The organism is Ruegeria sp. AH12 (assembly GCF_056541465.1).
In genome coordinates, this window is record NZ_JBQFYL010000076.1 from 1 (window position 1) to 1,086 (window position 1,086).

General features: G+C 55.6%; 1 protein-coding gene. It reads right to left on the reverse strand.

Annotated elements, in window-relative coordinates; genetic code table 11:
• Positions 1 to 1,086, reverse strand: a 1,086-nt coding sequence (gene gltX, locus ACR0EL_RS21710; RefSeq protein WP_480502251.1) for a glutamate--tRNA ligase, incomplete at both ends; no start/stop codon positions are given.

A 1,086-nucleotide genomic window follows, 5' to 3' on the forward strand; every position in this document is an offset into this window, starting at 1 on the left:
ATTTGCCGAACTTAACCCCGTTCGCCTCTGCGAACGAATTCAGGGTCTCCTCCAGTTCGTTCCGAGACCAGCTAGCATTTTGCAGCTGCGGCGTCAATTCTTTCAGTATACCGTCGGATACAGATGCCAGCGCCTTTGCGGCCTTTTCATCTGGCTGGATAGGTCGCGACGTAAGCACAAAATGAGCTTTTTCAATGAGTTCCGGGAACGTGCGTGCGCGGTCCTTGAGGCAATACATCGCACGGACCAAATCACTGGATTGTGTTTCGGAAAGCGGCGGCAAACCAGCTGACTTCAGATATCCCTGAATTTCATGCTGCAGCGCGGCATCTTCCCCGACGGCAATATGTTGTCCACAAAGGTTTTCAAGCTTCTTCACATCAAACCGCGCCGGGCTTTTGCCAATGCCATCCAGATCGAACCACTCTTTAGCTTGGGCATCGGTAAAGAACTCATCATCCCCATGGCTCCAGCCCAGCCGAGCCAGATAGTTGCGCATTCCGGATGCCGGATATCCCATGGCCTGATATTCTTGCGCCCCCAACGCACCGTGACGTTTGCTGAGCTTTTTTCCATCGGGTCCATGGATCAAAGGGATATGCGCCCAGACTGGTACATCCCAACCCATCGCCTCGTAGATCATCATCTGACGGGCGGCGTTGTTGAGGTGATCGTCGCCCCGGATCACATGAGTCACGCCCATATCATGATCGTCAACCACAACGGCCAGCATATAGACCGGAGTCCCATCCGAACGCAGCAGGATCATGTCATCCAACTGATCGTTGCGAATGGTGACATCGCCCTGCACCTGATCGCGGATCACAGTGGCACCGTCTTGCGGAGCCTTGATGCGGATCACGTAAGGTGCGTCGGGATGTATGGCAGGGTCAGCCTCGCGCCACGGGCTGCGAAACAGGGTCGACTGCCCCTCGGCCCGCGCCTGTTCACGGAATGCAGCGATTTCTTCCTGCGTCGAAAAGCACTTGTATGCCTTGCCGTCGGACAGCAATTGATGCGCGACCTCTGCATGTCGAGGGGCACCCTCGAATTGGCTGACCACCTCACCGTCATGATCAAGCCCTA